The sequence below is a fragment of the Pseudomonas sp. R62 genome (assembly GCF_000257605.1).
In the GTDB taxonomy this organism is placed as follows: domain Bacteria; phylum Pseudomonadota; class Gammaproteobacteria; order Pseudomonadales; family Pseudomonadaceae; genus Aquipseudomonas; species Aquipseudomonas atacamensis.
Genome location: NZ_JH635998.1, coordinates 1,623,380 through 1,627,814, shown reverse-complemented (window position 1 = coordinate 1,627,814; position 4,435 = coordinate 1,623,380). Strand labels below are relative to the sequence as shown.

Sequence of the window (4,435 nt, the reverse complement as noted above, 5' to 3'; positions counted from 1 at the left end):
CGCCACTGCGAGCAGTTCGGCACGCCGACCGGCCGGCGCAGTGGTGAGCCGCAGCAGATGGTCATCCTCGGCATGGGCAAACTCGGCGCGGTCGAGCTGAATCTGTCTTCCGACATCGACCTGATCTTCGCCTACCCCGAAGGCGGCGAAACCGTCGGCGTGAAACGCTCGCTGGACAATCAGGAATTCTTCATCCGCCTCGGCCAGCGTCTGATCAAGGCGCTGGATCCGATGACCGTCGACGGCTTCGTTTTCCGTGTCGACATGCGCCTGCGCCCCTACGGATCGTCCGGCGCGCTGGTGCTCAGCTTCAATGCGCTGGAGCAGTATTACCAGGATCAGGGCCGCGACTGGGAACGCTACGCGATGATCAAGGCGCGGGTGGTGGCTGGCGATCAGGTTGCCGGCGCGCAGTTGCTCGATATGCTGCGGCCGTTCGTTTATCGGCGCTATCTGGACTTCTCGGCGATCGAAGCGCTGCGCACCATGAAGCAGTTGATCCAGCAGGAAGTGCGGCGCAAGGGCATGGCCGACAACATCAAGCTCGGCTCCGGCGGCATTCGTGAAGTCGAGTTCATCGCTCAGGCCTTTCAACTGATCCACGGTGGCCGCGACCTGAGCCTGCAACAGCGTCCTCTATTAAAGGTGCTGAGCACGCTGGAAGGGCAAGGCTATCTGCCGCCGGCGGTGGTCAGTGAGTTACGCGAGGGTTACGAGTTTCTGCGTTACACCGAACATGCCATTCAAGCGATTGCCGACCGCCAGACGCAGATGCTGCCGGACAGCGCTCAGGATCAAGCGCGGATCGCTTTCATGCTGGGCTTCGCCGATTGGTCGGCGTTCCATGAACAACTGATGTACTGGCGCGGGCGCGTGGCTTGGCATTTCGCCCAGGTGATCGCCGATCCCGATGAGGAAGAGGGCAGCGAAAGCGAAGTGGTGGTCGGTGGTGAGTGGCTGCCGCTGTGGGAGGAAGAACAGGACGAGGAGGCCGCGTGCCGGCAGTTGCAGGAAGGTGGTTTCGTCGATGCCGGCAAAGCCCTGAAAGCGCTGGCCGGTTTGCGTGGCAGTCCGCAATTGCGCGCGATGCAGCGGCTGGGACGCGAGCGTCTCGATGCTTTTATTCCGCGACTGCTTGCGCAAGCGGTGGAGCATGACAATCCCGATCTGGTGCTCGAGCGCGTGCTGCCACTGGTGGAAGCGGTGGCGCGGCGTTCGGCGTATCTGGTTTTGCTCACGGAAAACCCCGGTGCGCTGCGTCGCCTGCTGACCTTGTGTGCGGCGAGCCCGTGGATTGCCGAGCAGATCACGCGCTTCCCGTTGCTGCTCGACGAGTTGCTCAACGAAGGTCGGCTGTTCAAGCCGCCGCTGGCGCCGGAACTGGCGGCCGAGTTGCGCGAACGCCTGACGCGAATTCCCGAAGACGACCTCGAGCAGCAAATGGAAGCCCTGCGCCATTTCAAGCTGGCGCACCGCTTGCGCGTCGCCGCTTCGGAAATTGCAGGCAGCCTGCCGCTGATGAAAGTCAGCGATTACCTGACCTGGCTGGCCGAAGCGATTCTCGAACAGGTGCTGGCCCTGGCCTGGCGGCAGACCGTGGCCAAGTACGGCACGCCGCTGCGCACCGACGGCACGCTGTGCGATCCCGGCTTCATCATTGTCGGTTATGGCAAAGTCGGCGGTATCGAATTGGGGCATGGTTCCGATCTGGATCTGGTGTTCATCCATGACGGCGATCCGCAGGCGGAAACCGACGGGCCGAAATCCATCGACGGCGCGCAGTTCTTCACGCGTTTGGGGCAGCGGATCATTCATTTGCTCACAGCGCAGACCAACTCCGGCCAGCTGTATGAAGTGGATATGCGCCTGCGTCCCTCCGGTGCTTCCGGGTTGCTGGTGAGTTCCCTCGGCGCGTTCGCCCGCTATCAGGAAAACGAAGCCTGGACCTGGGAGCATCAGGCCTTGGTGCGCGCGCGGGTGCTGGTGGGCAGTCAGGATGTTGGCCAGGCCTTCGAGAAAGTACGCGCGCAGGTATTGGGCAAACCTAGGGATCTGGCCAAACTGCAACAGGAAGTCAGCGAGATGCGCGCGAAGATGCGCGACAACCTCGGCACCCGCAGCACTGCGGCCGGCACGGCGGCGAATGCGTTCGACGCGGGCGTGCCGTTTGACCTCAAGCAGGACGCCGGAGGTATCGTCGATATTGAATTTATGGTGCAATACGCGGCCCTGGCGTGGTCGCACAGCCATCCACCGCTGCTGCGCTGGACCGATAACATCCGCATTCTGGAAGAGCTGGAACACGAACGGCTGATGCCCGCCGAAGATGCCAGTCTGTTGCGCGAGGCCTACAAGGCCTACCGCTCCGCCGCCCACCGGCAGGCCTTGCAGAAGGACGCCGGGGTGATAGCCGGGGATCAGTTTGCCGACGAACGCCGGCAGGTTTTGCGGATATGGCAAGAGATGGGGCTAAGCTGAAAGCGGTTTATGCAGCACCCAATACCCTGTGGGAGCGAGCTTGCTCGCGAAGGCGGAGTGTCAGACGACACCGATGTCGGATGTGATGGCCCCTCGCGAGCAAGCTCGCTCCCACAGTAATCTGCGCTGAAATGCAGATGTTGAAACAGATGCAAAACCCTGTGGGAGCTGGCTTGCCAGCGATAGCGGAGTATCAGACGACAATAATGTTGAATGTGAAGACCCCATCGCGGGCAAGCCCGCTCCCACAGTAGATCTACAGTGTTTGTAGAATTATCGAGGCGGGGAGGCGTAAATGCCTCCCCGGTTCGTTTTTGGAAACCACATGAATATTCTGATCGTTGGGCCCAGTTGGGTCGGTGACATGGTGATGGCGCAGACACTGTTTCAGTGTCTCAAGCAACGCCACCCGCAATGCGCAATCGACGTGCTGGCGCCTGAATGGAGCCGGCCAATCCTCGAGCGCATGCCCGAAGTGCGCAAGGCCTTGAGCTTCCCGCTCGGCCACGGCGCGCTGGAACTGGCGACGCGCCGGCGCATCGGCAAATCCCTGCGCGGTCAGTACGATCAGGCGATCCTGCTGCCCAACTCGCTGAAATCGGCACTGGTGCCGTTTTTTGCCGGCATCCCGAAACGCACTGGTTGGCGCGGCGAATTCCGCTATGGCCTGCTCAACGACGTGCGTACTCTCGACAAGCAACGCTACCCGCTGATGATCGAGCGTTTCATGGCGCTGGCCTATGAAGCGAACGCCGAGCTGCCGAAGCCGTACCCGCGCCCGAGTCTGCAAATCGACCCGGTGACCCGCGAAGCGGCACTGGCCAAATTCGGCTTGACTCTCGATCGCCCGGTCCTGGCTTTGTGCCCCGGCGCCGAGTTCGGCGAATCCAAGCGCTGGCCGTCCGAGCACTACGCCAAGGTCGCCGAAGCGCGCATCCGCGAAGGCTGGCAGGTATGGCTGTTCGGCTCGAAAAACGATCACGCGGTCGGCGAAGACATTCGCGCCCGGCTGATCCCGGGCCTGCGTGAAGAATCGGTCAACCTCAGCGGCGGCACCTCGCTGGCCGAGGCCATTGACCTGCTCTCATGCGCTGATTCGGTTGTATCCAACGATTCCGGCCTGATGCACGTCGCTGCGGCATTGAATCGTCCGCTGGTCGCGGTGTACGGCTCGACCTCGCCGGGCTTCACCCCGCCGCTGGCCGAGCAGGTCGAGATCGTGCGCCTGGGCATCGAATGCAGCCCGTGCTTCGATCGAACTTGCCGGTTCGGCCATTACAACTGCCTGCGCCAACTGATGCCGGACGCGGTCAACGATGCCTTGCAGAAGTTGCAGGGCTCCGTGGTCGAGGTTCATTAACTTGCGGGTATTGCTGATCAAGACTTCATCGCTGGGCGACGTGATTCACGCGTTGCCAGCGCTGACCGACGCCGCACGGGCGATCCCGGGCATCAAGTTCGACTGGGTGGTGGAAGAGGGTTTCGCCGAGATTCCGAGCTGGCACCCGGCGGTCGATAAAGTGATTCCGGTGGCGATCCGCCGCTGGCGCAAGAATTTGTGGAAAACCATCACCAGCGGCGAGTGGAAACGCTTCAAGCAAAGCGTGCGCGCCAATAAATACGATCTGGTGATCGACGCTCAAGGCCTGCTGAAAAGTGCCTGGCTGACCCGCTACGTCAAAGCCCCAGTGGCCGGCCTCGACAAAACCTCGGCCCGCGAGCCGATGGCTGCGCGCTTCTACGATCGCAAACTCGCCGTCGCCCGTGGTCAGCACGCCGTCGAACGCGTGCGCCAGTTGTTCGCCATCGCTCTGGGTTACGACTTGCCCAAAGGCCTCGGCGATTACGGCCTCAATGTCGAGCGACTGGTCGAGTTGCCACGCAAGAACGCTTACGTGGTGTTCCTCCACGGCACCACTTGGGACACCAAGCACTGGCCGGAAATCTACTGGCGCGA

The 4,435-nt window shown here is 62.1% G+C and carries 3 protein-coding genes; all 3 read left to right on the top strand.

The genetic code is table 11. The features are described 5' to 3' along the window. The coding region (glnE, locus tag OQK_RS08540; RefSeq protein WP_038860763.1) for a bifunctional [glutamate--ammonia ligase]-adenylyl-L-tyrosine phosphorylase/[glutamate--ammonia-ligase] adenylyltransferase at positions 1-2,478 on the top strand (2,478 nt) is incomplete at its 5' end. Positions 2,479-2,803: 325 nt separating this feature from the next. Then, on the top strand, positions 2,804-3,838 hold the full coding sequence (gene waaF / locus OQK_RS08535; protein WP_016772002.1) for a lipopolysaccharide heptosyltransferase II: 1,035 nt from the start codon (positions 2,804-2,806) through the stop codon (positions 3,836-3,838). A gap of 1 nt (position 3,839) precedes the next feature. Continuing rightward, on the top strand, positions 3,840-4,435 hold a 596-nt coding region (gene waaC / locus OQK_RS08530; RefSeq protein WP_016772001.1), incomplete at its 3' end, for a lipopolysaccharide heptosyltransferase I.

Coding starts and splice junctions, on each gene's coding strand:
- waaF (WP_016772002.1), top strand. CDS start 2,804: ATGAATATTCTGATCGTTGGGCCCAGTTGGGTCGGTGACATGGTGATG.